Below are 1,481 nucleotides of genomic sequence, written 5' to 3' on the forward strand. Positions count from 1 at the left end.
TGTCCATTCCTAAAAATGGTTTACAAAAAGCGGACATTAAGAATTAACTTTAATAGTTATGAGAAATCCGGAGAAGAAACGTAAAACAGGAGGACAAGCTGTTCATAGTGATAGCCTAAAGATCCTTATTGCCCGAGAGTATCTAGAGGGCAAACAGAGTTATTTGCAACTCGCCCAGAAGTATAACCTTCCTAGTGCAGACACTGTTCGATACTTTGTCAAATGGTACCATAAATGGGAAAGGGAATTGGACATAGAGATTCCTTCAGAAGCTCCTAGTGTAGACCATTCAGGTAAGAGCGAGCAGGAACTGAAGGATGAGCTTTTCGAGGCCAATCTCAAGATTACAGCCTTTGAAATGCTGATTAGCAAGATGCAGGATCATTATGGGGAAGATTTCGGAAAAAAGCCTGGTGCCAAATCGTCCAAGAAATGAAGGGTACTTATCGAGCCATTTCTTTGGATAGGCTCTGCAGATTATTTGGCAAGAGTAGACAATCCTACTATAAACAAAACAACAGACAACAGCAGGCTGATGTTCGCAACCAACTGGTGTTGGAACGCGTGCGTGAGATCCGTCAACATTCCCATCGAATGGGGACTCTGAAGCTCCGCCATATCCTGTCTAGAGAAATGGGCGATGCTATCCGAGGATTAGGCAGAGATGCCTTTTTCCGCCTGCTTAGAACAAACCGCCTGCTCATCAAGCCTAAGAAACGCTATGCGATCAGCACGCAATCAGATCACCGATTCAAGAAATGGCCCGATCTAGTGCAAAGAAAGCAACCTGAACGGCCTGAGCAGCTATGGGTGAGTGACATCACCTATGTTCGCATCAAACACAGATGGCTTTATCTTTGCCTGATAACCGATGCTTTCTCTAGAAAGATCGTAGGCTATAAACTAACACACAGCCCCACTACAAAAGCTTGCTTAGCAGCCTTAAGAATGGCTATTACCACAAGATTATATCCTGAAATGAAGCTCATGCATCATTCTGATAGAGGGATTCAATATTGTAGTGTAGCCTATGTAAACACCCTCCAAGCGCATGATATAGCTATCAGTATGACTGCTTCTGGAAGCCCTTACGATAATGCCGTAGCCGAAAGGTTGAATGGAATATTGAAACATGAATACCATATGGAAGATACTTTCGATGACTACAGCGAGGCCCTGAGACAGCTCGTAAAAGCCGTAGATATTTATAACAACTTCAGACCCCATATGTCCTGTAACATGTTGTCCCCTCAGGAAGTTCACCAAAGTTGGAAAATAGAAAATCAACCTAAACCACCTAAACGACGCAACCAGAATGCTAGGGTAAAATCAAAGCCTTCCACGGAAGTAAACCACCATCAGAAAAAAACAATGAAATCCAAAAACAAAAACAAAGACAACCCTATTTAGTATAAAAAATAAGGCGTAAACCTAATTTAGTAATCAGTTCGCTTTTTGTAAACCTATTTCAGTATAAGACA

General features: G+C 42.1%; 2 protein-coding genes. Both read left to right on the forward strand.

The window, feature by feature from the left end:
* The first annotated feature begins 58 nt into the window (after positions 1–58).
* Positions 59–436: a transposase gene (locus tag GQF63_RS19530; RefSeq protein ID WP_160370918.1), complete on the forward strand. Its 378-nt coding sequence runs from the start codon at positions 59–61 to the stop codon at positions 434–436.
* Complete coding sequence (locus GQF63_RS19535; protein ID WP_246163626.1) at positions 433–1,410, forward strand: IS3 family transposase; 978 nt, start codon at positions 433–435, stop codon at positions 1,408–1,410. The genes GQF63_RS19530 and GQF63_RS19535 overlap by 4 nt, the downstream gene beginning before the upstream one ends.
* Positions 1,411–1,481 lie beyond the last annotated feature (71 nt).

It is taken from the genome of Sphingobacterium humi (assembly GCF_009768885.1).
Lineage (GTDB): Bacteria > Bacteroidota > Bacteroidia > Sphingobacteriales > Sphingobacteriaceae > Sphingobacterium > Sphingobacterium humi.